This window comes from Umezawaea endophytica (assembly GCF_025061645.1).
In the GTDB taxonomy this organism is placed as follows: Bacteria; Actinomycetota; Actinomycetes; order Mycobacteriales; family Pseudonocardiaceae; genus Umezawaea; species Umezawaea endophytica.
The window spans coordinates 59,762-84,047 of the sequence record NZ_JANYMP010000039.1; the positions used below are offsets into that span (position 1 = coordinate 59,762).

Consider the following 24,286-nt stretch of genomic DNA (forward strand, 5'->3'; position numbering starts at 1 on the left):
GTCGTGGGCGGCGGACGCCGCCGCCCACGTCTCGTCCGCCGTGACGTCGCCGACGACGGCGGTGACCCCGTCGAGCCGGGTCACCGCCTCGTCGACGTCCACCGCGATCACCGCGTACCCGTCCGCCACGAGCTTGCGGGCGGTCGCCGCGCCGATCCCGGACGCGGCCCCTGTCACCACGGCACAACGGTTCACGGTGGATCCTCCTGCTGCTGTCAGAGAACGGACTGGTGCACGCGGCCGTCGGAGCCGCGAACCGCGAGCCACGCCGATCCGTTCGCGCCCGCCGCGACCCCGAGCGCCCCGGTGAAGGCGTTGCTCGGGAACTCGCCGCGCTTGAACCAGCCTCCCCAACTCCCGTCGGCGAAGGTGCGCTGCCAGAGGGTGTAGTCACTCGCTCGGGCGAACAGGTGCACCCGACCTTCCGTCGAGAGCAGCGTCGGGCTGCCGCTGACCACACCGCCGAGGTCGGTCCACGCGCCCCACGTGCCCGCCGCGTCGCGCACCCGTTCCCACACGGCGTCGTCGGCCGTGCGCACGGCCACGTGGACCGCGCCGTCGACGACGACCGCGCTGGGACGGCCGTAGACCGGCTGCCCGCCGGGAGCGTCCAACGTGGACCAACCGCCGGTGTTCGACCGCTGCCACACCTTGCCGTCCGCGCCGCGGGTGGTGAGCGTCCAGTGGTCCGGCGAGGTGAACGCGACGGTGGGGGAGTCGGTGGCGGTGCCGCCGAGCCTGACCCACTCGCGCCAGCGGCCGTCCTGCAACGTGCGCTGGTGGACCGCGTTGTCGGTGCCCCGCACGAACACGTCCACCCGGCCGCCCGCCGAGCCGTACGCGGCGGGCTGGCCCAGGATCCGCCCCCCGCGCGGACCGCCGAGGCTGCTCCACTTCCCGGACCACGAGGCACCGGACTTCTTGCTCACCTGGAGATCACCCGCCGCGCCGCGGATGAACGAGAGCGCGTTGGCGTCGTCGAACCGCACCAGCGCCGGACTCGCCGACGGCGCGCCGCCGAGGTCCGCGCCGGGCACCAGGTCCGTGCCGGTGAGCTTCAGCATCGCCGTGCCGTGCGCCGGGACGGTCGTCGTGTACGAGTCGGTGAACCGGCCGCGGTCGGCACGGGCGCGCAGGTCACGCACCTTCGCGCTGCCGGTCAGGCCGGCCGACGGGAACCGCACGGTCATCTCGGCCGGGGCGTCGGAGCGGTTGAGCAGCACCACGGAACGCTTGCCGCGACCGGACAACACCTTGCTGTACACGTTGCCGACGGGGGAGTCGTCGACCCGCACGCCCTGGATGCCCAACGGGTCCTGGTCGACCGCGATGATCTCCGGGTTCTTCAGCGAGGCGATCATCGACGGCGGCAGCGTGCGCGGGTCGGAGCCGATCACCAGCGGCGCGGCCATCTGCGCCCACATCACCAGTTGCGTGTTCGACTCCTCCTCGGTGAACTCGTAGCCGCCCCACTGGGTCGCGCGCATCGGCAGCAGGTAGTCCGGGTCGTTGTAGTGCCCCGGACCGGCCGCCTCGGGGTGCGCCGCGTTGTCGTCCATGTTGCGCAGCAGGCTGGCCCACTGGTTCGGGTACGCCGTGCCGAACGCGATGTCCGTGCTGGTCCGCCACGAGTCCGCGACGCGCGGGCCGAACACGTACGAGCGACCGGCCTCCTGGGCGGGCGTGTGCGGGATGCCCCACTCCCAGGTGACCGGGTTGCAGACGTTGAGGATCATCTTGCGACCGGACTTCGCCACGGCCGCGCTGAACTCGCCGAACGCCGTGCCGGGGTCCAGGCCCTGGTTGATCCCGCACAGGAAGTCGATCTTGATGGCGTCGACCTCCCACGCGGCGAACTGCTTCGCGTCGGCCTCGTAGTACCCGCCACCGCTGCCCAGGCCGCAGTTCTTGCCGTCGTACGCCCCGGCCTCGGTGTAGATGCCGACCTTGAACCCCTGCTTGTGCAGCCGTTTGACCAGCGCCGGGATCCCGGACGGGAACCGCTCGGGGTCGGCGACGAGCTTGCCGCTCGAGTCGCGCGGCACCGGGGCCTGCCAGCCGCCGTCGAGCCACACGATCCGGTACCCGGCGTCCCGCAGCCCGCTGCTCGCGAGGTGGTCCGCCACGCCGTTGACCTGCGTCTCGGTCGGCGCGCCGAGCCCGTAGTAGGAGTTCCACCCCAGGTACGGCGTGGCCGCGAGGCCGCTGTTGTAGTAGTCCGGCGCGCCCTGGTCGTCACCGGCCTGCGCCACGGGCAGCGCCGTGACCATGGCGGCGACCAGCGCGCCGAGCACGACGACCGCTCTACGCCTCGTTGCGTACGACATCTTCGGATCCCTCACCTCTGAACCGCGGGGGCTGGCTTCGCTGTGAGATTGCCGGGTCGACCCGAGGGTGTCAACGATTATTCGTAATTAATAACTCGGCAACCGGCTGACCTGGACATACCAAGTGGTACAGACCATTGACAAGAAGGGTCCTCGTTCAGCAGTCTGCGAACGTGCGATCGGTCCGACCGAGGAGGACGACGTGAAAACCCCAGTGCTCCAAGGAAGTCGATGGCGTCGAGCGGGCCGCGCCCTCGCGGCGGCGGCGCTCGTCGCGAGCGGAACGGTCGTCTGGACGCTCGGCGCACAGATCCCGAACGTCGCCCAGGCCGCCGAACCCCTGAAGAGCATCGTGCCCGCACCCGTGTCGGTGCAGGCCACGGCGGGTGTCACGCACACGTTGACCAGCACGTCCAAGATCTACACCCAGGCGGGCAACGCCGACGCGCGCGCCGTCGGCGATCACCTCGCGAGCGTCCTGCGCAGGTCGACCGGCTTCGCCCTGCCGGTCTCCGACGCCTCCGGCACCCCGGCCGACGGCATCTCGCTGCTGCTCACCGGCGCCAACACCGCCGTCGGCGACCAGGGCTACCAGCTCGACGTCACCACCGCGACCGTCGTCCTCCGGGCGAACACGGCGGCGGGCCTCTTCGGCGGCGTCCAGACCCTGCGCCAACTCCTGCCCGCCAAGGTCGAGGCGGCCACCGTCCAAACCGGACCGTGGACCCTGCCCGGCGCCGCCGTCCTCGACTACCCGCGCTTCGTCCACCGCGGCGCGATGCTAGACACGGCAAGGCACTTCCAGCCCGTCGCGGCGGTGAAGAAGTACCTGGACCAGCTAGCCCTGTGCAAGATCAACTACTTCCACCTGCACCTGACCGACGACCAGGGCTGGCGCATCGTCATCGATAGCTGGCCGAGGCTGACGTCAGTGGGCGGCAGCACCCAGGTGGGCGGCGGCGCGGGCGGCTTCTACACCAAGGCCCAGTACCAGGAGATCATCGCCTACGCGGCCTCCAAGTTCATCACCGTCATCCCCGAGGTCGACCTCCCCGGCCACACCAACGCCGCACTGGCCTCCTACGCCGAACTGAACTGCAACGGCGTCGCCCCGGCTCTCCGCACCGACACGGCCGTCGGCTACAGCTCGCTCTGCGTCTCGAAAGCCGTGACCTACCAGTTCATCGACGACGTCATCCGCGAGATCGCCGCCCTCACCCCCGGCCCGTACTTCCACATCGGCGGCGACGAGGCCCAGGCCACCAGCGACGCCGACTACCAGACGTTCATGGACAAGACCCTGCCCATCGTCAAGAAGTACGGCAAACAAGCCATGGGCTGGCACGAGTTCGTCAAGACCACCACCGACACCACGGCGGTCCCGCAGTTCTGGGCCACCACAGCGTCGAACAACGTGGTCGCCGCCGCAGCAGCACGCGGCCACAAGGTCCTCATGTCCCCGGCCAACAAGACCTACCTGGACATGAAGTACAACGCCGGCACCCCACTGGGCCAGGACTGGGCAGGCCGCATCGAAGTCCAGGACGCCTACAACTGGAACCCCGGCGCCTACGTCCCAGGAGTCGGCGAATCCGCGGTACGCGGCGTGGAAGCTCCGATGTGGACGGAGAACATCGTCACCTCGGCCGACATCGAGTACATGGCCTTCCCCAGACTGGCGGCCATAGCCGAACTGGGCTGGTCCCCGTGGTCAACCCACAACTGGGACCAGTTCAAACTACGCCTGGCAGCACAGGGCCCCCGCTGGTCCACCCTGGGCATCAACTTCTACCGATCCACCCAAATCCCTTGGGAAACAACAACCACCACCACAACGACGACAACCACCACCACAACCACCCCACCAGGCACCTGCCCAGCAGCCTGGGACCGCACCAAGGTCTACACCGCCACCAACACCGTCTCCCACAACAACCGCAGGTGGACCGCCCAGTGGTGGACCCAGGGCGAAGAACCCGGCACCACAGGCGAGTGGGGCGTCTGGCGCGACAACGGCCCCTGCTGACCCAGCGGCCGTGGGCCGGCCCCCCGACCCGCTCACGGCCGCTTCCCCCCAGTGGTGAGATAGAACGCATGACGCGCATCGAGATCGACGGCCACCAGGCCACCACCGAAACCCTCGCGCACCCGGCGACCTCCACCACGGGCAACTTCACCGCCATGCAGGTCCGCAACGGCAAGGTACGAGGCCTAGACCTACACCTGGCCAGGCTACGAGCCGCAACCAGCGAAATCTTCGCCCAGGACCTGGACGACACCTTGGTACGCACCCACATCCGCCACGCCCTGAACGACATCACAAACGCTTCCCTGCGCGTCTACGTCTTCCAACCGCACGACGCACTCTCAATCATGATCACCACCACAGACCCAGCAGAACCAAAACAAACCCCCCAACGCCTACGCACAGTCCCCTACACCCGCCCTTTCCCACACCTGAAACACCTGGGCGGCTTCGCCCAGACCCACTACACCAAGCTCGCCCAAAACGAGGGCTACGACGACGCCCTGCTGGTCACCCCAGACGGCCTGATCACCGAGGGCACCACCACCAACATCGGCTTCTTCGAAGAAGAAACAGCAATCTGGCCAGACGCCCCAGTACTACTGGGCATCACCATGCAACTGATCAACTCAGCACTGACCACCCCACCCCGCCTGGCAGAAATCCACATCGAAGACCTCCCACGCTTCGACTCGGCGTTCCTAACCAACTCCAGGGGCATAGTCCCGGTGAGCAGCATCGACAACATCGATTTCCCAGTGGACCCAACCCACTTGAAGCAACTCGCCGACGCCTACGACAGCGTCCCGTGGGAAAAGCCTTGACCCACAACAAAACCGGCAGCCGACCGCAGCCCTAGAACCGTGGCCGATTTTACTTGGGGGATTCGACCCTTAAACTTGCGCCGGGCGGCAGCTTCACCTTCTGCCCTTTTTGCCCCGGCGAAGGGTCGAATCTAGGGGCCCCAAGTCAAATCGGCCACACCCCGCTGGAACGCGACCACCCACCGGCCGACCACGCCGGAACTCGCAGCCTCCCTACCCAGCCCCACAATCAGCCGCCCGCTCCAACAACAACGTCCTCTCCCTCCCATTACGCGTAAGCGAAGCAGCCCGCTCAAACTCCCCCCGAGCCTCCTCCAACCGCCCCAACTTCATCAAAAAATCCCCCCTGACACTGGGCAGCAGGTGATACCCCTTCAACGACTCCACCCCCACCAACCCATCCACCAGTTCCAACCCCGCCCCAGGCCCCCGAGCCATAGCCACAGCCACCGCCCGGTTCAACTCCACCACCGGCGAAGGCATCACCTCCCCCAACACCCCGTACAACGAAGCGATCCGCTCCCAATCCGTCTCCTCAGCCGTCCGCGCCCGCCCATGACAAGCAGCAATAGCTGCCTGCAACGCATACGGCCCCTCACCCCCACCCAACTCCCGAACCCGCTCCAACCCCTCCAACCCCCGCCGGATCAACATCCAGTCCCACCGCCCCCGATCCTGATCCAGCAACAGCACCGGCCGCCCATCCACCCCCACCCGAGCAGCCGACCGAGAAGCCTGGATCTCCATCAACGAGACCAACCCGTGCACCTCGGCCTCACCGGGCATCAACCCGACCAACACCCGCCCCAACCGCAAAGCCTCGTTGCACAACGAGGGCCGCAACCAGTCGTCCCCGGCGGTAGCCGAATACCCCTCGTTGAAAACGAGGTACACCACCTCCAGCACCGACGACAACCGCCCGAGCCACTCCTCCCGAGCAGGCACCTCGAACGGCACCCCGGCCTTCGCCAACGCCTTCTTCGCCCGCACGATCCGCTGCGCGACCGTCGACTCGGACACCAGGAACGCCCGCGCGATCTCGTCCGTCGTCAACCCGCCCAACAACCGCAGCGTCAACGCGACCCGAGCCTCCGTCGACAACACCGGGTGGCAGGACACGAACACCAACCGCAGCAGGTCGTCATCGATCTCCTGAGGATCGTCGACCGGCGCGTCCGCCCCCAGCGGATCCAGTTCGGCCCCCAGGATCGAGACCTTCTTCCGCAGGTTCTGCTCCCGCCGGATGAAGTCGATCGCCCGCCGCTTCCCGGTGGCCATCAACCAGGCGCCGGGATTGCGCGGGACGCCCTCGACCGGCCACTGCTCGAGAGCGGCCAGCAGGGCGTCCTGCGCAAGCTCCTCGGCGAGCCCCACGTCCCGCACCAACCGCGCGAGACCGGCGATGACCCGAGCCGATTCGATCCTCCAGACCGCGTCAACAGCGCGGTGTGCCTCCGAAGCCGTCACAGCCACTGACTACAGCACCCGTCATGACCGTGCAAGCAACCCCGCAAGCAACCCCGCAAGCAAGCCCCGCAAGCTGTGCAACCCAACCAGCGGGCGATACGACCTACTGCCCCAACTGCTCCCGCAACGCGTCCTCAGCCGCCCGCAGCTCGGGCGTGAACTCGTCCCCGAAGTCGGAGGCCTCCGCCACCTGCCGGATCTCGACCACCGAGTCCTCACCCTCGAACACCGGCATCCGCTTGACCCACTCGATCGCCTCGTCCCGCGACTTCACGTCCAGCAGCCAGAACCCGGCGATGAGCTCCTTGGACTCGGCGAACGGCCCGTCGATCACGGTCTTGTCGTTGCCCTTGAGGTGCACGCGAGCACCCTTGGAGCTCGGCAGCAGACCTTCACCGGCCAGCATCACCCCGGCCTTGACCAGGTCCTCGTTGAACTTCCCCATCGCGGCGAACTGCTCCTCGGTGGGCTGCGCGCCGCCTTCGATGTTCTCGTCCGACTTGATGATCACCATGAACCGCATGTCTGCTCCCTGAGGTCGTGTGCGGGGCCTTCACCCTGCCTGCACCCCTGCGTCGATCGGCGGACCTCCGGATCGACACGCGACCACGACTTTCTTCAAAAAACTTTCCCCAACCCCGTGACCAGCGAAAACGCAAACGGCCGGACCGCCGCGAGGCGATCCGGCCGTGAGCCGCTCGTCAGTAACCCGGCCTGGAGGCGTTCTTCGCCTTCCGCACCGCGGTGTCGATCTGGTGGTGGTACTTCCCCTTGGTCTGCCGGTCGAGGAACGTGCCCGCCTGGTCGGCGAGCCTGCTCACCTTCTCGGGGTTCTTCTGGGCGTACTTCTTCGCCGCGGCAGCCGCCGTGGCGAGTACCGCGAGCTTGCGCAACATGGCCATCCGCTCTCCCTTCGACACCCCTCCAACGTCCGGAGGCGTCCCGAAGGTTCCCCGCACGTCCCCGCACGTTCCCCGACGTGGCCGGGACCACTACCTCTCGACCAGCGCGGCCAACCCGTCCAGCACCCGCGCCAGGCCGAACTCGTAGGCGAACTCCGGCGAGTAGGCGGCGCCGTGCTCGGCCCCGGCCGCCGATCCCACCCGCGTGGCCAACGGGTACACCGCTGGGTCGAGCACCCGGTCCAGGAGCGGCGCGTTCACCGCCCACCACTCCTCCTCGGTCAGCGCGCTCTCGGAGACGGCGGCAGCGGCGTCGGCGGCCGACCGGGCCCAGGCCTGCACGAAGCTCAGCACGTGCGTGAGCGCGGCGTCGACCTCCACGTCCGACAGCCCGATCCCGTCCAGCGCCGACAGCTCGTGCTCGTACTTCCCCATCTGCCCCGGCCCGAGCAGCGGTCGCACGGTGGACACGGACGCGGCCCACGGGTGGGTCTCGAACAGCCGCCGGTTCTCCGCCGCGACGGCGGTGACCCGCGCCCGCCACGGCTGACCCGCGGTCGACGTCCGCGACATCCGCCCGTAGGCGGCGTCCAGCATCAGGTCGAGCAGTTCGGCCTTGCCGGGCACATAGGTGTACAGCGTCATCGCCACGACCCCCAGCGCCGACGCGACCTTCCGCATCGTCAGCGCCTCCAGCCCGGAGGTGTCGGCCAGCGAGGTGGCCGCGTCGACCACGGCGTCGACGGTCAGGCCCTGGCGCGGTCCTCGCCGGACGACCGCCGCGGGCTCGCGCCACAGGAGCTGGAGGGTCCGCGCGGGGTCGCCTGCGCTGGTTCGTTCGTCAGCCACGAGCATCCTTACTTTTTACAGCGTACAATGTACAACGTATAGAGAAAAGGAGCGCCAGTGCAGATCACCGCGTCCGCCGTATCGCTGAACGTCGACGACGTCCCCGCCTCCAGCACGTTCCTCATCGACCACTTCGGCTTCCACGAGGTCATGGCAGCCGACGGCTTCGCCTCCCTGACCAGGGACGACGCCGACATCAACGTCATCTTCCTGCGCCGGGGGCTGCCGACCCTCCCCGCCGACCAGCGGGATACGCACGCCACGGGCCTCATCCTCGCCTTCGAAGTGACCGACCTGGAGGGCGAGCTGGCCCGCCTCCGGCAAGAGGGTGTCACGATCACCATGCCCCTCACCTCGGAGGAGTGGGGCGAGCGCGCCTTCCAGGTCCGCGACCCCAACGGCGTGATCGTCCAGCTCGTGGACTGGAACGCCTGACCCGTCAGCCGAGGAACTCCCGCAGCGCGGCGGCCGTGCGCTCGGGAGCCTCCTCGGGCAGGTAGTGGTCGGCGGGCAGGGCTTCACCACGCAGGTCGGCGGCGTACGACCGCCAGACGTCGAGCACGTCGTACGTCCGGCCGACGAAGCTCTGCCCGCCCCACAGCGCCAGCACCGGGCACTCGACCGGCCGCCCGAACGAGGCCTCGTCGTGGTCGAGGTCGATCGTCGCGGCGGCCCGGTAGTCGTCGCAGGACGCGCTGATCGCGGCCGGGTCGGAGAAGCACCGCACGTACTCGGCCATCGCCGCCGGGTCGAACGCCGTCCCGCCGTGGTGCCGGGTGGTCATCCGCGCCCGGATCCAGAACTCCGGGTCGCCGCCGATCAGCTTTTCCGGGATGCCGCCGCCCGCCGTGAGGAAGAACCAGTGGTAGTAGCCCTGGCCGAACGCGGCGTCGGCCGTCGCGTACGCGTGCCGGGTGGGCACGATGTCCAGCACCGCCAGCCGCGTCACGGCGGCCGGGTGGTCCAGCGCCATCCGGTGCGCCACGCGCCCGCCGCGGTCGTGCCCGACGACGTCGAACGCGTCGAACCCCAACGCCCCCATCAGCCGCACCTGGTCGAGCGCCATCACCCGCTTCGCGTACGCGGCCGGTCCGCCCGCGGGCTTGCCGCTGTCCCCGTACCCGCGCAGGTCGGCCAGCACGACGGTGTGGTCGGTGGCGAGCAGCGGCGCGACGTGGTGCCAGATCAGGTGCGTCTGCGGGTACCCGTGCAGCAGCACGGGCGGCCCCTCGCCGCCGACGGCGCAGTTGAGCACCACGTCGCCGACGTCGACCTTCGAGTACCGGAACGGGGCATGCAGCGGCACGCTCATCGGCCCACGAACTCCAGCAGCGCCCGCGTGAACGACTCGGTGGTCGCGGTGCCCCCGAGGTCCGGCGTGCGCACGTCGGTCTTCGCCAGCACGGCCGCGATGGACGCCTTCACCTCGGCCGCCGCCTCGGCGTGACCGAGGTGGTCGAGCATCATCGCGGCCGTCCACACCGCGCCGATCGGGTTCGCGATGCCGCGGCCCGCGATGTCCGGCGCCGACCCGTGCACGGGCTCGAACATCGACGGGAAGTCCCGCTCCGGGTTGATGTTCGCGGCGGGCGCGATCCCGATGCCACCGGCGACGGCGGCGGCCAGGTCGCTGAGGACGTCACCGAACAGGTTCGACCCGACCACCACGTCGAACCGGGCCGGGTCCAGCACGAACTTCGCGCACAGCGCGTCGATGTGCTCCTGGTCCCAGCGGACGTCCGGGTGCAGCGCACCCCGTTCCGCCACCAGCTCGTCCCAGAACGGCAGCGTGTGCACGATCCCGTTCGACTTCGTCGCCGACGTCACGTACCCGCGCCGGGAACGAGCCAGCGTGAACGCGTAGTCCAGCACGCGGGTCACGCCCGCGCGGGTGAACACCGACTCCTGCACGGCCATCTCCTCGGGGAAGCCGCGGTTGAGCCGTCCGCCGATCTCGCTGTACTCGCCCTCGACGTTCTCCCGCACCACCACGAACTCGACCTCACCGGGCCGGGCGCCGCGCACCGGGCTCTCCAGCCCCTCGAACACCCGGATCGGCCGGAGGTTCACGTACTGCCGGAACTGGCGGCGGATCGGGATCAGCAGGCCCCACAACGAGATGTGGTCCGGCACGCCGGGCTGCCCGACCGCACCGAGGAAGATCGCGTCGTGGCCGCGCACCCGGTCGAGCCCGTCGGCGGGCATCATCGAGCCCTCGCTCAGGTACCGCTCGCACGACCAGTCGAACTCGTCGTAGGAGAACGAGACGCCGTGCCGCGCGCCGACGGCGTCCAGCACCGCGCACGCGGCGGGGATGACTTCACGACCGATGCCGTCGCCGGGGACGAGTGCGATCCGATGGGTGTCCATGCCACCGATGGCACCAGGTCGGCGGGCCCGCGTCCAAGACGTGAACCCGGTCGTGGAGATAGGTAGCGCCTATCGGACGCTCCGGGCGGCGGCCAGGAACGCCTCCGCGGCCGGGGACGGCGCCTGGCGGCGTCGGACCAGCGCGAGCCGCAGGTGGGCGGGCGGCTCGAGGTCCAGCACGAGCGCGCCCGCCTGCCGGGCCAGCGGCGCCCACGAGTCGGCGAGGACGGCGATGCCGACGCCGCCGAGCACCAGCGGCAGGATCGCCTCCCGGTGCTCCGACTCGACGACCGCGGTCAGCTCCACGCCCTCAGCACGGATGTCCTCGACCAGCGCGCGCATCCCCGTGCCGACCTGGCCGACGACCAGTCGCTGCCCCGCGAGGTCCGCCCGCCGCACGACCCCGCCCGCGGGCACCGGCCAGTCCGGCGGCGCGACCAGCACGAACCGCTGCGTGCCGAAGTCCTCCAGCACGACCCCGACGGACCCCACCGGCTCGCTGCTGGCCAGCAGCCCCACCTCGGTCACGCCCGTCCGCACCATCTCGACCACCGCGCCCGCCGTCGCCGCCGCGCGGATCGCCACGGTCAGGCCGGGGTGCCGCGCCGTGAACGCCCCGATCACCGCGCTCAGCGGTTCCACGGCCTGCGACGGCATCGCGGCGACCTCCACCCGGCCGGTCTCCAGGCCCGCCGCGGCGTCCACGCTCGACCGCGCCGACGCCAGCCCGCGCACCACCCGGCGCGCGGGCTCGACCAGCGCGTCCCCGGCCTGCGTGAGCACGAGCCGCCGCCCGACCCGGTGGAACAGGTCGTGGCCGAGGTCCCGCTCCAGCGCGCGGATCGACTGGGACAGCGACGGTTGCGCGAGGAACAGCGCCTGGGCGGCCTTGTGCACCCCGCCGTGGTCCACCACGGCCAGGAAGTGCTCCAACTGCCGCGCGTCCATGGCCAGACCCTAACCGCCAAATGGCGGGTGATCTCCGCCGCGTGGCACTGTCGACCGTGTCGCCGTCGACCCGACGATGGTGGCGGTGGTCACGCCGGAGTGGCCCCGAGCACCGAGGAGACCCGATGACGACCACTGAGTCCGACTCGACCCGCGTCGGCCCGCCGCCGCCGTTCGACCCCGAACTGGCCGCCGCGCTCGAAGCCATGCCGGACCTGCCCACCTCCCTCACCGCCGACCTCATCCCCGCGCTGCGCCAGGGGACCGTCCTGCGCGACGCGACGGACGAGGAGCTGCGGCGCGGTGGCGCGTTCGAGGTGTCCGAGCGCCCCGTTCCCGGCCCGCACGGCGACATCCCCGTGCTGATCCTCAAGCCGACCGCCGCGACCGGTCTGGTGGGCGCGATCTACTACGTCCACGGCGGCGGCATGATCATGGGCACCAACCGCGGCGCCGACTCGACGAAGGCGTTCGACCTGGCGCAGGAACTGGGGCTGGCCGTCGTGTCGGTCGACTACCGGCTCGCGCCGGAGCACCCGCACCCGGTGCCGGTGGAGGAGTGCTACGCCGGTCTGGTGTGGACGGTCGAGCACGCCGAGGAGCTGGGCATCGACCCGGAGCGCATCGTGATCGCGGGCGCCAGCGCCGGTGGTGGCCTCGCCGCCGCGACGACGCTGCTGGCCCGCGACCGAGGTGCTCCCGCGCTCGCCGCGCAGCTCCTGTTCTGCCCGATGCTCGACGACCGCAACGAGTCGCCGTCCTCGCGGCAGATGGTCGGTCTCGGCGTGTGGGACCGCACCGCGAACGACACCGGCTGGACCGCGCTGCTCGGTGACGAGCGAGGCGGGCCGGACGTGTCCCCGTACGCCGCGCCCGCCAGGGAGTCGGACCTGTCCGGCCTGCCGCCGACCTACCTCGACGTCGGCTCCGCCGAGACGTTCCGGGACGAGGTCGTGGCGTACGCGTCCGCGATCTGGGCGGCGGGCGGCAACGCCGAGCTGCACGTGTGGCCCGGCGGCTTCCACGGGTTCGAGCTGCTCGCCCCGGAGTCCGAGCTGTCGCGCGCCGCGTCGGGCCCGCGGATCCCCTGGCTGCGACGCGTGCTCGGGATCTGAGCCGGTGGCAGGATGAACAGGTGGAAGACCTAGTCGGCAGGCTGAGCGCGCTCGATCCCGACGCGGGCGCGGCGATCAAGGTGATCGCCTACTTCGACCGCCTGGTCGAGGGCCGCGCCGGGCTCGAACCCGTGGTCCGCGGCGCGGCCGTGCTCACCGGCTGCGCCGCCCGGCTGGTCGACGCCGACCGCGGTGTCGCCATCCGGGTCGACGCGACCGGTGCCGTCCACCCGTCCGCCGAGCCGCCGGACCCGGCGTGGCTCAGCGCTCCGCTGCACCCCGGCGGTCCGCCCGCGCTGTGGCTCGAACGCCCCGGTCCGGCTGGCCCGGTCGAGGCGATGGTCCTCGAACGGGCCCTGTCGGCGGCGCGCGGGGCACTGGCCCGCACCCGAGGTCCGGCACCGGCGGACGACGTGGCCGCGGTGCTGGACGCGGCGGTCGCCGAACCCGCCCGACTGCGCGCCGCCCGCAGGCTCGGTCTCGGCCTCGCGGCCAGGGCCGTGGCGCTGGACGGCGGTCGGGCTAAGGTGCTGGCCGCCGATCAGCCCATCGCGGCGACCAGGGCGGGTGTCGGCCCGGTCGTGCCGGTGGCGGACCTGCCGTCGTCGTGGGCCGCCGCGCGCACGGCACTGCGGTTCGCCGCCGCGGGCACCGAGCAGGACCCCGGCCCCAGCGTCGTGCACGCGGACCAGCTCGGTGGTCTCGCCGTGCTCGCCGACGCCGTCGGCCCTGGTGCGGAACCTGTTCCGGACGTCCAGGACCTCGAACGCGCCCGTTCCACGGCGCCGTGGGCGCTGGCCACGCTCGTCGCCGTGGCCACCACCTCCAGCCTCCGCACGGCCGCCGCGGCACTCGTCGTGCACCACTCCACGTTGCAGGACAGGCTCGCCCACGTCGAGGAACTGCTGGGCTGGTCGGTCCGCGACCCGTCCGGTCGCTTGCGCCTGCAACTGGCAATCGCCTTGCGCCGCTTGCACAACCACCACTGACGACCGGAGTGGACGGTGTCGGCGGAATCAGTATTCGGGTACAGCAAGCGTTTGCAGGCTTTAGCATCACCTTCGTGAGCGAGACGACGGGACTTCGGGACAGGGCAAGGCGGGCGATGCGCGCCGAGGTCGCGGTGGTGGCGCTGGAGCTGTTCGCCGAGAAGGGGTTCGACGGCGCGACGGTCGACGACATCGCTCGGGCCGCGGGGATGTCCCGCACGAGCTTCTTCCGCTACTTCCCCACGAAGGAGGACGTCGTCCTGGGACATCTCGACGACCTGGGCCAGACCATCGCCCGCGCGTTGGCCGACCGGCCCGAGGCGGAGGACCCGTGGGACGCCCTGCGTTCGGCGTTCCGCACCGCTTACGCGAACAGCAAGAACGCGCCGGGCCCCGCGCTGGGCCGCATGCTGCTGGACACCCCGTCGCTCAAGGCCCGCCACCAGGAGAAGCAGTCCCGCTGGCAGGACCTGCTGATCCCCGAGATCGCCGTCAGGCTGGGCGTCCCGGACGACCCGCGCGACCCCCGTCCGCGAGCGCTGGCGGCGGCGGCCCTCGGCTGCTTGGACGCCGCCTTCCAGGCCTGGACGGCCACCGGCGGCGAAGCGAGCACGTCGACCTTCATCGACCGCGCGTTCGACGTGGTGGCCACCCGCCGTTAGTCCTCAAAGGACGGTCAACTGACCAACTTGATCGTGTGCCCCGTGTGCTCGACCTTGGCCCGCAGGTAGTCGAGGTTGCTCGGGGTGGCGAAGACACCGGTCGGCACGTGGTGGCGGACGGTGATGCCGTGGGCGGCGAGCTGTTCGCCCTTGTCGGGGTTGTTCGACAGCAGGGAGATCGTGTCGATGCCCAGCGCCGTCAGCATCTGGGCCGCCGCGGTGTAGTCGCGGCCGTCCTCCGGCAGCCCGAGCGCGCTGTTGGCCTCGTAGGTGTCCAGGCCGCTGTCTTGCAGCGCGTAGGCGTCGAGCTTGTTGTAGAGCCCGATGCCGCGGCCTTCCTGGCGCAGGTAGAGGAGCACGCCGCCGTCGTTCGACAGCCGTTCGACGGCTTCGCGGAGTTGGGGGCCGCAGTCGCAGCGCGCCGAGCCGAAGACGTCGCCGGTGAGGCACTCGGAGTGCATCCGGACCAGTGGCGCGGGATTCGCGGTCGGGTCGCCGAAGACCATGGCGATGTGCTCGGCCTGGTCGGCGAGGCCGTGGAAGGTGATCGTCTCGGCCGTGGTGGTGAAGCCGTCGCCGAACCGCAGGGGCACCCGGACGCTGGTGCGGACCGAGGCGCGAGCGGTGAGGGAGGCGGTCATGGCTGCTCCGATCGACGGCGGGATCAGTGTTCGACTGACCACCTCGAACGCTACGCCTGTAGTTTGAATTTGAACGACAACTGTGTCGGCGACCACAGGGTCAGACGACGACCAGTTGCGCCTGGTCGAAGGCCACGACCAGGTCGGCCTCGATCCGCGCCGCGGTCTCGCGCAACGGCGGGAGCAGCCGTTCCACGGTCTCCTCGACGGTGTCGCGGCCGACGTGCAGCGCCGTGTTGACCGCCGCGACGACCTCGCCGGACCGGTCGCGCACCCCGACGGCCAGCGACCGCAGCCCGTCCTGGAGCTCCTGGTCGACCATCGCCCACCCCTGCCGCCCCACGGTCTCCACGGCCGCGGCCAGGTCCTCCACCGACACCAGCGTGCGTCCGGTCAACGGCGTCCGGTCGGTCCGGTCGAGCAGTTCGGCCCGCTCGGCGGCGGGCAGGTCGGCCAGCAGGACCCGGCCCATCGACGTGGCGTACGCCGGGAAGCGGGTGCCGACGGCGATGTCGATCCGCATGATCCGGGTCGTCGCGACCCGCGCCACGTACCGCACCCGGTCGTCGTCGAGCACGGCCATCGACACCGACTCGCCCACCGCGCCCGCGAGCGCCTTCAGGTGCGGCTGGGCGATGTCGGCCAGCGTGAGCGACGACAGCCGCGAGTACCCGAGGTCCAGCACGGTCGGCCGCAGCGCGAACACCCTGCCGTCGCTCTCGGCGTACCCGGCCTCCCGCAGCACGAGCAGTGCCCGCCGGGCGGTGGCGCGGGGGAGTCCGCTGGCCGCGGCGGCCGTCGAGATCGTCAGGCCGCCTGGCGCGAACCGGAACGCCTTGAGCACGGCGATCCCGCGCGCCAGCGTCTCCAGGAACTCCATGCCCAGCTCGTCCTTCGTCGACCGCAGCTCGTCCGCGGTCGGCACGGCCCGCTCCGCCGACCTGGTCGGCCGCCGGAGCGCGGCCTCCATGTCCAGCACCGCTTCCCGCAGCGCGGGCAGCACGGCGTCCGGGAACGTCTTCGCGGTGTGCCTGCTGGTGTGGCTGAGCACGCTCACCGCGGCGACCGGTCGCCCCTCGGGGTCGCACACCGGCGCGGCGATGGCGAGCAGGCCCGGTTCGACCCACTGGTCGTCCAGCGACCAGCCCTCCTCGGCGGCCTCGGCGATCCGCGCGCGGAACTCGGCCTCGCGGTCCGGCGCCGCCGTCGTCAGCGTCGGCACGGCGGGGAAGCCCGCGTCCAGCGGGTCGGCGGTCCGCCGGTCGCGCCACTGCTCGTAGCGGTCCTCGCCCCACGTCGTGGCCAGCACGACCCCGGCGGCGCTGCGGTCGTCCGGTAGCAGGCCGCCGACGTGGAACGCCAGGTACATGGCGCGCCGCCGGGTCGACTGGGCGATCAGCCGCGCCCCGTCGGCGTCCGGCACGGCCAGCGACACCGACTCGTCCAGCTCGTCCGCGAGCCGCGTCACCAGCGGTGCCAACGGGGTCACGAGCCCGCAGGAGGCCAGGTAGGCGTTGCCCAGCTCCATCGCGCGCGGTGCCAGCAGGAGGTCCTGCCCCTCGGCGCGGAGGAAGCCCAGGTGTAGAAGGGTCGCGGTGATCCTGTCCACTGTGGACCTGGCGAGCCCGGTGGCCTTGGTGAGGTCGACGCGGCGCATCCGCGGCTCGGGATCGGCCGCCACGGCGTGCAGCACCGACAGGCCCCGTTCGAACGGGCCCGCGGTGTCCTCTGCCGCTTCCCGCACGTCACGCCCCGTCTCATGAGGACCGGACCCGGTGGTCGCGGTGTTCCCGCCATCGTAGTTGTGGGCCCCTTGACGCCTGCCGGTCGCCGGGATCACACTCCCATGCAACTTTAGCGAACTAAATTTCGCTAGACGAACATCCGCTCATCAGGCCGAAGGAGTCCTCCCATGAGCAGCCCCGCCCTCGCCCGTGCCGACGTCGCCCGCCACGCGGCGTTCGAGTTCGTGCTGACCACCACCCTGCTGTTCGTCGTGGTCGGCCTGGTCCGCTGGCTCGCCCACCCGGCGTCACCGCTGGCCATCGCCGACCCGGCGGTCCTGTTCGCGGTCGCGGGCGCACTGGTGGCGGTGCTGATCGCCGGGCTGATGTACAGCCCGCTCGGCAGGCGCTCCGGCGGCCACATGCACCCCGGCGTGACCCTGTTCGTCTGGCTCGGCGGAGCGCTGCCCGGCTCGGCGGTCGTGCCGTACGTGGTCGCGCAGCTCGCCGGGTCCGTCGCGGGCGCGGGTCTCGCCCGGCTCGTGTTCGGGCCCGCCGTCGAGCAGGTCGGCTACGCCGCCGTCGGCTCCACGCTCGGCGGCCTAGGGCTGTTCCTGGCCGAGGCGCTGCCGGTCGCGCTCATCTTCGTGGTGGTGTCGTTCTTCCTGCCCCGCCCGGAAACCGCGCGGTTCGTGCCGGTCGTCATCGGGGTCGGCGTCGGCCTCACGATCGCGTTCCTGGCCTCGACCAGCGGCGCCTCGGTGAACCCGGCCCGCCAGCTCGGGCCCGCCCTGTTCGCGGGCCGCGTCGACGGCCTGTGGATCTACCTCGTCGCCCCCGTGCTAGCCCCGGTGGTGGTCGCGCTGGTGCTGCGCGTGGTGCGAAGGTCTGTTCCTGCACCAGGTGCGTAGGTCCTCCTGTCACCACCACGTTCGAACTGGATTACTCAAGGAGTGGGTTCCGTGACCATCACCCGCGAACTGTTCATCGGCGGCGAAGACGTGCCCGCGCTGGACGGGCGCACCACCCAGGACCTCAACCCGCACACCGGCGAGGTCTACGCGACCGTCGCCGCGGGCGGGCCCGCCGACGTCGTCCGCGCGGTCGACGCCGCCGAGGCCGCGTTCCCCGCGTGGGCCGCGCTGCCCCCGTCCGCCCGGCGGAAGATCTTCCTCAAGGCGGCCGACATCTTCGAATCCCGCGTCCCCGAGGCGATCGAGGTCATGGCGGGTGAGGTGGGCGGCGTGGCCGGGTGGGCGGGCTTCAACACGGTCCTCGCCACCGGCATGCTGCGCGAGGCCGCCGCCTCGATCAGCCAGCCGCTCGGGGAGGTGCTGACCAGCGACACCGGCGACCAGCTCTCCATGGCGGTGCGCCAGCCGGTCGGCGTCGTCGGCGCGTTCTCGCCGTGGAACGCGCCCCTCATCCTGGGCGTCCGCGCCGTCGCGGTGCCGCTGGCCGTCGGCAACACCGTCGTCCTCAAGCCCAGCGAGGACGCCCCGATCGCGTGCGGCCTCTTCATCGCGGACGTGCTGCGCGAGGCGGGCCTGCCCGCGGGTGTGCTCAACGTCGTGACGAACGCCAGGGAGGACGCCGCCGCCGTCGCCGAGGCGCTGATCTCGGACCGGCGGGTCCGGGTCGTCAACTTCACCGGCTCCACCGGCACCGGCCGGATCATCGGCAGGACCGCCGCCGAGCACCTCAAGCCCGCGGTGCTGGAACTCGGCGGCAAGAACGCCGTGCTGGTGCTGGACGACGCGGACGTCGACTACGCCGTGAACGCGGTGGCGTTCGGCGGTTTCCACAACGCGGGCCAGATCTGCATGTCCGCCGACCGGGTGTTGGTGCACTCCTCGATCGCGGAGGAGTTCACGGCGAAGCTCGCGGAGAAGGTCGCGCTGCTGCCGCACGGCGACCCGACCGACGCTGGCACGGTCGTCGGCCCGATGATCAACGACCGGTCCGCGAAGCGGGTCGCCGAACTCGTGCAGGACGCCGTCGCGCACGGCGCGCGGGTCCGGGCGGGCGGCGGTGACCCGGAGGGTTCCCGGTACACCGCGACGGTCCTCGACCAGGTCCGGCCGGAGATGCGGCTCTACCACGAGGAGATCTTCGGGCCCGTCGTCACGGTCATCGCGGTGGAGGACGACGACGAGGCCGTCAGGATCGCCAACGACACCGAGTACGGCCTCACCGCGGGGGTGCTGACGGAGGACGTCCGACGCGGGCTCGCCGTCGCCCGCAGGCTGCGCACCGGCATCGTCCACGTCAACAACCAGACCGTCGACGACGAGCCGCAGGCCCCGTTCGGCGGCGTCGGGTCCACCGGGTACGGGCGGTTCGGCGGCCGCTGGGCCGTGGAGGCGTTCACCAACACCCGCTGGATCACCGTGGCGGGCGAGCACAACCACTTCCCGTTCTGACCGTTCCGACCGGTTCGCGCGGGCACCTCCGGCCGGTGCCCGCGCGTCCACCCGGACCTGCGGGTTAGATGACCTCCGTGACGACGACACCGCGAGACCCGGACCGGCTGGTCCTGTTCACCGACGCGGTGGTCGCCATCGCGATCACGCTGCTGGTGCTGCCGCTCGTGGACGTGGTGTCCGAGTCCGTCGCCGAGCACCACACCTCGGTGGAGGTGCTCACCGAGCACCGGCCGCAGATCCTCAGCTTCCTGCTGAGCTTCGTGGTCATCGCCCAGTACTGGGTGACGCACCACCGGATGTTCGAGAACGTCAAGGCCTACAACAGGCCCCTGACGGTGGTGAACCTGGCGTGGCTGCTGACGATCGTCTTCCTGCCGTTCCCCACCGAGATGGTCGGCGTCTTCAGCGACGACGTGTTCACGACCCTGCTGTACATCGGCACGATGCTGGTCAGCAGCCTCTGCCTCGGCGCGATGACGCTGATCATCCACGGCGACCCGGAGATCGGCCGCGACGCAGCGGGTCTCGGCGCCCGGACCGTCGTCCGGGCCATGGCACCCGCGGGCCTGCTCGTGGTGGCGTTCGCGCTGTCCTGGGCGTTCCCCGCCGTCACCTACTACTCGCTGCTGCTGCTCCTGCTCAGCGGGCCGATCAACCGCCTGGCGAAGCGCTCACAGTGACCTGAAGTGCGTGGTCAGCACGTCGTTCTCGTGGTGGTGGAACGCCAGCCCCACCGGCAGGTCGAGGTTCGTCGGGTCGCCGGTGTGCTCCCACGGCAGCGTCGTCGTCGACTTGACGCCCGGCGCGACCCGCACCGGGACGCCGGCGAACGTCGTCGCGACGGCCGCGTGCACGTGCCCGCACAGCACCCCGGCCACCCGCGGGTGGCGGGCCAGCACGGCGGCCAGGTCGTCCGCGTCCTGGAGCCGGATCGCGTCCAGTTCCGGGATGCCCACGGCGACCGGCGGGTGGTGCAGCACCACGAAGGCGGGCCCGTCCGACCGCGTCAGCGCGGAGTCCAACCAGGACAGCGTCTCCGGCCCGAGCCTGCCGGCGTCGCTGCCGGGGATGAGCGAGTCGCACAGCAGGATCGACGCGCCCGCGACCTCGTGCGCCTGGTTGACCGGGCCGGACCCCTCCTCCAGCCCCAGCATCCCCGCGCGGAACGCCCCGCGCTCGTCGTGGTTGCCGGGGCAGCAGAGCACCGGGACCTCCAGCGGCGCCAGGATCTCCCGCAGCGCCGCGTAGTCGACGGGCCTGCCGATCTGGGTGAGGTCGCCGCTGATCACCACCGCGTCGATCTGACCTGGCAGCGCGGCCAGGTAGTCGACCACCTGCCTGGTCCTGGCGGCGTTGCGCTCCCCGCCGTCGATGTGGACGTCGCTCACGTGCGCCAGCGTGATCACAGGACAGGTCCCCTGGGGGCGGCGTTCGTCACGACCCCAGCGTAGGGCTCAGGAGTCCATGACCACGCGGATTTCGTGCGGCGGCCAGTCGCCGCCGGGGTCGAGCCTGCCGAGGACCCTCAGCGCGATGGTCGCGAGCTGCTCCTGCTCCTCCGGCGTCAGCGCGTCGAACACCAGCTCCTGCACGGTCTTCACGTGCCCCGGAGCGGCCTCGACCAGCACCTCGTACCCCGCGTCGGTGAGCCGCGCCCTGGTGACCCGGCCGTTCTCGCTGCTGGGGCAGCGGCTGACCCACCCGCGCTTCTCCAGCCTGGTCACCACGTGCGACATCCGCGACAGCGAGGCGTTGTTCAGCGCGGCGAGCTGGCTCATCGACAGGGTCCGGTCCGGCTGGTCGGACAGCACGCTCAGGACCAGGTACTCGAAGTGGCTGAAGCCCGTTCGGCCGCGCATGTCCGCGTCCAGGGCGTACGGCAACTTGATCAGCACGCCGCTGAAGGCGATCCAGGCCTTCTTCTGGGCCGCTGTCAGCCAGCGCGGTGCTTCTCCGGTCACCCTGTCCACGATACATCGAAGTTGAAGCATCAAGCTTTTTTCGCCGTCGTCGGGTTGTGGAGAAGATCCAACACCGGCGGTTCCCGGCCTGGGCCGATCTCGGTAGCGTTCCGCACGCGGACGCGGTGCGCAGGGTCGAGCCTCCAGGCCCGCCGTGCGCGCCGCACTCGGCTGAGGCACGGTGGAGGGCATGGGAATGGACTACCTGCGGTTGGGCGGCTCCGGCCTGGAGATCTCCAGGATCGTCCTGGGCTGCATGAGCTTCGGCGACCCGGCACGGGGCACGCACACGTGGTCGATGGGCATCGACGAGGCACGGCCGTTCGTCCGCCAAGCGCTGGAAGCCGGCATCACGACGTTCGACACGGCCAACTCCTACTCGCTCGGCTCCAGCGAGGAGATCGTCGGCGAACTGCTGGGCGAACTGGCCGAGCGCTCGGACGTCGTGGTGGCCACCAAGGTCTTCGGCCACGTGGCGGACGGCCCGAACGGCTCCGGCCTGTCCCGCGGCGCGATCATGACCCAGGTCGACAACAGCCTGCGGAGGCTGGGCACGGACTACATCGACCTGTACCAGATCCACCGCCACGACCCGAAGACGCCGATCACCGAGACCATGGAGGCCCTGCACGACCTCGTGCGCGCGGGCAAGGTCCGCTACCTGGGCGCGTCCTCGATGTGGACGTGGCAGTTCGCCCAGATGCAGCACGTGGCGGACCTCAACGGCTGGACCAGGTTCGTCGCCATGCAGGACCAGTACAACCTGATCATGCGTGAGGAGGAGCGCGAGATGCACCCGTACTGCCTGGACGAGGGCGTGGGCGTCCTCCCGTGGAGCCCGCTGGCGCGGGGCAGGCTGACCAGGGACTGGGACGCCACGACGAACCGCAGCGAGACCGACGCGTTCGGCCGGACGCTCTACCGGCAGACCGAGGACACCGACCGCGAGGTCGTCGACGCCGTGGCCGCGGTCGCGGCCGACCGGGACGTCTCCCGCGCCCAGGTCGCGCTCGCGTGGATGCTGCACAAGCCCGCCGTGACCGCCCCGATCATCGGCGTGACCAAGGAGCACCACCTGACCGACGCGGTCGCCGCCGTCGACCTGGAGCTGTCCGCCGACGAGATCGCGCGCCTGGAGGAGCACTACGTGCCGCACGCGGCGGAGGCGTTCTGACCGTCCGAACAGGACTGGCCCGGCGCTAGTCCACCAAACCGGCGTCGTGCACCAGCAGCGCGATCTGCACCCGGTTGTTGAGGTCCAGCTTCGTCAGCACGCTGGACACGTGCGTCTTCACCGTGGGCACGCTGATGTGCAGCGCCGCGGCGATCTCCGCGTTGGACAGCCCCCGCCCGACCTCCAGCGCCACCCCGCGCTCGCGGGCGTTCAGCTTCCCCAGCCGTTGGCAGGCGGCCGACTTCCGGTCGTCCTGCCCGCTCTCCGCGACCCTGGCCATGAGCCGCCTGGTCACGGCGGGGGACAGCACCGGCAGGCCCTTGGCGACCTGCCGCACGGCGTCGACGATCTCCCACGGCGGCGTGTCCTTCAGCAGGAACCCGGCCGCCCCGGCCCGCAGCGCCCGCAGCACGTGCTGGTCCGCGTCGAACGTCGTCAGCACGATCACCTCGGGCGCCCCCGGCCGCTTGCGCAACGCCTCCGTGGCGGCCAGCCCGTCCACGACGGGCATCCGGATGTCCATCAGCACCACGTCGGGGGAGTGCCGCGCGACCATGGCCGCCACCTTCGACCCGTCCCCGGCCTCGCCGACGACCCGGATGTCCGGCGCCCCGCCCAGCATCATCACCAACCCGGCCCGCACCAGCGGGTCGTCGTCCACGATGAGCACCCCGACCACACCCGGTTCCGTCACAGCGGCCACGGTAGCCACGCCGAGATCCGCCAGCCACCCGCCCCGGTGACCCCGTGCTCCAGCGTCCCGTGCGCCAGCGCGACCCGTTCGGCCAACCCCAGCAGACCCCGGCCCTCGGCGTTGGGGGAGGACCCGACGAACGGCCTGCTGTTCACCACCTCGACGGTGATCCCGTCCCCGGAGGAGCCCGACACGCGAACGTCCACTTCGGACCCGGCGGCGTGCTTCCTGGCGTTCGTGAGGCTCTCCTGCACGATCCGGTACACGGTCCGCCCGGCCGTGTCGGGCACGTCACCCTCCACAGCGGACCGCAACGAAACCCGCATGTTCGCCCCCGCCGACTCCGCGACGAGCTGGGCCAGGTCCGCGAACGTCGGCTGCGGCAGTTCACCGACCGGCGCCCGCAGCACCCCGATCACCTCCCGCAGGTCCTGCAACGCCTGGTGCGAGTTCTCCCGGATCACCTTCGCCGCCCGCGCGACGTCCGCCGCGGGCGCGTCCGGCCGGTACTCCAGCGCCCCGGCGTGCACGCTCAGCAGGGACAACCGGTGCCCGAGCACGTCGTGGATCTCGCGGGCGATGGCCTCCCGCACCTCGTGCTGCACCTGTTCGGCCCGCAGGTGCGCCTCGGTCTCCGCCCGCGCCGCCCGGTCGCGCAGCGACTCGATCAGCTCCCGCCGGTGGTGGATGAACAACCCCCACCCGACCGCCGCGCCCTGCACCACGATCCCGAACGCCAGCACCACCTGCCAGGCGATGTCGGGCTCCGGCCGGAGCACCACGTTCATGATCGACGACGGCACGCACAGCGCGTACACGACCATCGTCGTGGCGGGCGGGCGGTGGATCGCCACGGTGAACAGCGCGATCAGCAGCGCCAGCGCGGACAGCTCCGAGAACGTGCCGAGGAGGACCAGCACCGCGGCGTACTGCACCGGCCACCGCCGACGCCACCACAGACCGGCGGACGCGGCCACCCACGTGACGACGTCGAGCGGGAACAGCCACGCCGGGTCGGGCATCCGGTAGCCCGCCAGGCGGTCCACCACGAGCACGAGCCCGAACAGCGTCGAGAGCGTGAACAGCGAGATGTCCACGACCCAGTCCCTGGTGCTGCGCCGCCGCGCCGAACCACCCATGGGCCGAACGTACCCAGCCCGTCCGCGGACCGCGCCGGATCGATACCT

Annotated in this window: 25 protein-coding genes; 10 read left to right on the top strand and 15 right to left on the bottom strand. The window is 71.0% G+C overall.

What is annotated here, in order from left to right:
- Both NZH93_RS44645 and NZH93_RS44650 read right to left on the bottom strand, forming a co-directional pair.
- A partial coding sequence (locus NZH93_RS44645; RefSeq protein ID WP_259629420.1) for an SDR family NAD(P)-dependent oxidoreductase occupies window positions 1–180 on the bottom strand: 180 nt, incomplete at its 3' end.
- Window positions 181–215: 35 nt separating this feature from the next.
- Window positions 216–2,327, bottom strand: a complete 2,112-nt coding sequence (locus NZH93_RS44650; RefSeq protein WP_259629421.1) for a DUF8189 domain-containing protein — start codon at window positions 2,325–2,327, stop codon at window positions 216–218.
- A gap of 202 nt (window positions 2,328–2,529) precedes the next feature.
- Between NZH93_RS44650 and NZH93_RS44655 the strand changes: the two genes are divergently transcribed.
- Window positions 2,530–4,353, top strand: coding sequence for a beta-N-acetylhexosaminidase (locus NZH93_RS44655; protein WP_259629422.1), 1,824 nt, complete (start codon window positions 2,530–2,532; stop codon window positions 4,351–4,353).
- A gap of 68 nt (window positions 4,354–4,421) precedes the next feature.
- Window positions 4,422–5,177, top strand: coding sequence for an aminotransferase class IV (locus tag NZH93_RS44660; RefSeq protein ID WP_259629423.1), 756 nt, complete (start codon window positions 4,422–4,424; stop codon window positions 5,175–5,177).
- A 213-nt stretch (window positions 5,178–5,390) separates the two neighbouring features.
- On the opposite strand, the gene NZH93_RS44665 is transcribed toward NZH93_RS44660, so the two are convergent.
- The 4 genes from NZH93_RS44665 to NZH93_RS44680 form a co-directional block, all read right to left on the bottom strand.
- Window positions 5,391–6,644, bottom strand: coding sequence for an RNA polymerase sigma factor (locus NZH93_RS44665; RefSeq protein ID WP_259629424.1), 1,254 nt, complete (start codon window positions 6,642–6,644; stop codon window positions 5,391–5,393).
- Window positions 6,645–6,747: 103 nt separating this feature from the next.
- Window positions 6,748–7,167, bottom strand: a complete 420-nt coding sequence (locus NZH93_RS44670; protein WP_259629425.1) for a YciI family protein — start codon at window positions 7,165–7,167, stop codon at window positions 6,748–6,750.
- Between the two features lie 178 nt (window positions 7,168–7,345).
- Complete coding sequence (locus NZH93_RS44675; protein WP_259629426.1) at window positions 7,346–7,546, bottom strand: antitoxin; 201 nt, start codon at window positions 7,544–7,546, stop codon at window positions 7,346–7,348.
- A gap of 90 nt (window positions 7,547–7,636) precedes the next feature.
- The gene (locus NZH93_RS44680; RefSeq protein WP_259629427.1) at window positions 7,637–8,395 is read right to left on the bottom strand and encodes a TetR/AcrR family transcriptional regulator C-terminal domain-containing protein; all 759 of its coding nucleotides are present in this window, start codon (window positions 8,393–8,395) and stop codon (window positions 7,637–7,639) included.
- A gap of 57 nt (window positions 8,396–8,452) precedes the next feature.
- On the opposite strand from NZH93_RS44680, the gene NZH93_RS44685 reads away from it, so the two are divergent.
- Entirely contained in the window at window positions 8,453–8,830 is a 378-nt protein-coding gene (locus NZH93_RS44685) for a VOC family protein (protein WP_259629428.1), read from the top strand.
- A 4-nt stretch (window positions 8,831–8,834) separates the two neighbouring features.
- Here the strand turns inward: NZH93_RS44685 and NZH93_RS44690 are convergent, their stop codons facing one another.
- From NZH93_RS44690 to NZH93_RS44700, 3 genes are all read right to left on the bottom strand, one after another.
- Window positions 8,835–9,707 (bottom strand): alpha/beta fold hydrolase, encoded by an 873-nt coding sequence (locus NZH93_RS44690; RefSeq protein WP_259629429.1) that lies wholly within the window; start codon window positions 9,705–9,707, stop codon window positions 8,835–8,837.
- On the bottom strand, window positions 9,704–10,765 hold the full coding sequence (locus NZH93_RS44695; protein ID WP_259629430.1) for a tartrate dehydrogenase: 1,062 nt from the start codon (window positions 10,763–10,765) through the stop codon (window positions 9,704–9,706). The genes NZH93_RS44690 and NZH93_RS44695 overlap by 4 nt, the downstream gene beginning before the upstream one ends.
- Before the next feature lie 69 nt (window positions 10,766–10,834).
- Window positions 10,835–11,713, bottom strand: coding sequence for a LysR family transcriptional regulator (locus NZH93_RS44700; protein ID WP_259629431.1), 879 nt, complete (start codon window positions 11,711–11,713; stop codon window positions 10,835–10,837).
- A 125-nt stretch (window positions 11,714–11,838) separates the two neighbouring features.
- Here NZH93_RS44700 and NZH93_RS44705 point away from each other — a divergent pair, with 125 nt between their 5' ends.
- From NZH93_RS44705 to NZH93_RS44715, 3 genes are all read left to right on the top strand, one after another.
- Entirely contained in the window at window positions 11,839–12,828 is a 990-nt protein-coding gene (locus NZH93_RS44705) for an alpha/beta hydrolase (protein WP_259629432.1), read from the top strand.
- Between the two features lie 20 nt (window positions 12,829–12,848).
- Entirely contained in the window at window positions 12,849–13,817 is a 969-nt protein-coding gene (locus tag NZH93_RS44710) for a helix-turn-helix domain-containing protein (protein WP_259629433.1), read from the top strand.
- 74 nt (window positions 13,818–13,891) lie between these two features.
- A complete protein-coding gene (locus NZH93_RS44715) occupies window positions 13,892–14,479 on the top strand; it encodes a TetR family transcriptional regulator (protein WP_259629434.1) in 588 nt (195 codons plus the stop codon).
- Window positions 14,480–14,493: 14 nt separating this feature from the next.
- On the opposite strand, the gene NZH93_RS44720 is transcribed toward NZH93_RS44715, so the two are convergent.
- The gene (locus NZH93_RS44720; RefSeq protein ID WP_259629435.1) at window positions 14,494–15,120 is read right to left on the bottom strand and encodes a GTP cyclohydrolase II; all 627 of its coding nucleotides are present in this window, start codon (window positions 15,118–15,120) and stop codon (window positions 14,494–14,496) included.
- Between the two features lie 100 nt (window positions 15,121–15,220).
- Window positions 15,221–16,864, bottom strand: a complete 1,644-nt coding sequence (locus tag NZH93_RS51095) for an IclR family transcriptional regulator domain-containing protein (protein WP_308214305.1) — start codon at window positions 16,862–16,864, stop codon at window positions 15,221–15,223.
- A gap of 168 nt (window positions 16,865–17,032) precedes the next feature.
- Here NZH93_RS51095 and NZH93_RS44735 point away from each other — a divergent pair, with 168 nt between their 5' ends.
- The 3 genes from NZH93_RS44735 (at window position 17,033) to NZH93_RS44745 (ending at window position 19,950) form a co-directional block, all read left to right on the top strand.
- Entirely contained in the window at window positions 17,033–17,755 is a 723-nt protein-coding gene (locus NZH93_RS44735; RefSeq protein ID WP_259629436.1) for an aquaporin, read from the top strand.
- Window positions 17,756–17,806: 51 nt separating this feature from the next.
- On the top strand, window positions 17,807–19,267 hold the full coding sequence (locus NZH93_RS44740) for an aldehyde dehydrogenase (RefSeq protein WP_259629437.1): 1,461 nt from the start codon (window positions 17,807–17,809) through the stop codon (window positions 19,265–19,267).
- Window positions 19,268–19,344: 77 nt separating this feature from the next.
- Entirely contained in the window at window positions 19,345–19,950 is a 606-nt protein-coding gene (locus tag NZH93_RS44745) for a TMEM175 family protein (protein ID WP_259629438.1), read from the top strand.
- Here NZH93_RS44745 and NZH93_RS44750 read toward each other — a convergent pair.
- Both NZH93_RS44750 and NZH93_RS44755 read right to left on the bottom strand, forming a co-directional pair.
- On the bottom strand, window positions 19,942–20,658 hold the full coding sequence (locus tag NZH93_RS44750) for a phosphodiesterase (protein ID WP_259629439.1): 717 nt from the start codon (window positions 20,656–20,658) through the stop codon (window positions 19,942–19,944). The two genes, NZH93_RS44745 and NZH93_RS44750, sit on opposite strands and share 9 nt — an antisense overlap.
- Before the next feature lie 66 nt (window positions 20,659–20,724).
- Window positions 20,725–21,231 carry a MarR family winged helix-turn-helix transcriptional regulator gene (locus NZH93_RS44755; RefSeq protein ID WP_259629440.1) on the bottom strand — a complete coding sequence of 169 codons (507 nt, stop codon included), beginning with the start codon at window positions 21,229–21,231 and terminating at the stop codon, window positions 20,725–20,727.
- Between the two features lie 190 nt (window positions 21,232–21,421).
- Between NZH93_RS44755 and NZH93_RS44760 the strand changes: the two genes are divergently transcribed.
- On the top strand, window positions 21,422–22,405 hold the full coding sequence (locus NZH93_RS44760) for an aldo/keto reductase (RefSeq protein WP_259629441.1): 984 nt from the start codon (window positions 21,422–21,424) through the stop codon (window positions 22,403–22,405).
- Between the two features lie 25 nt (window positions 22,406–22,430).
- Here NZH93_RS44760 and NZH93_RS44765 read toward each other — a convergent pair whose 3' ends face one another.
- Together NZH93_RS44765 and NZH93_RS44770 are read right to left on the bottom strand one after the other, a co-directional pair.
- On the bottom strand, window positions 22,431–23,108 hold the full coding sequence (locus NZH93_RS44765; protein ID WP_259629442.1) for a response regulator: 678 nt from the start codon (window positions 23,106–23,108) through the stop codon (window positions 22,431–22,433).
- Window positions 23,096–24,238 carry a sensor histidine kinase gene (locus NZH93_RS44770; protein WP_259629443.1) on the bottom strand — a complete coding sequence of 381 codons (1,143 nt, stop codon included), beginning with the start codon at window positions 24,236–24,238 and terminating at the stop codon, window positions 23,096–23,098. Before NZH93_RS44770 ends, NZH93_RS44765 begins: the two co-directional genes overlap by 13 nt.
- Window positions 24,239–24,286 lie beyond the last annotated feature (48 nt).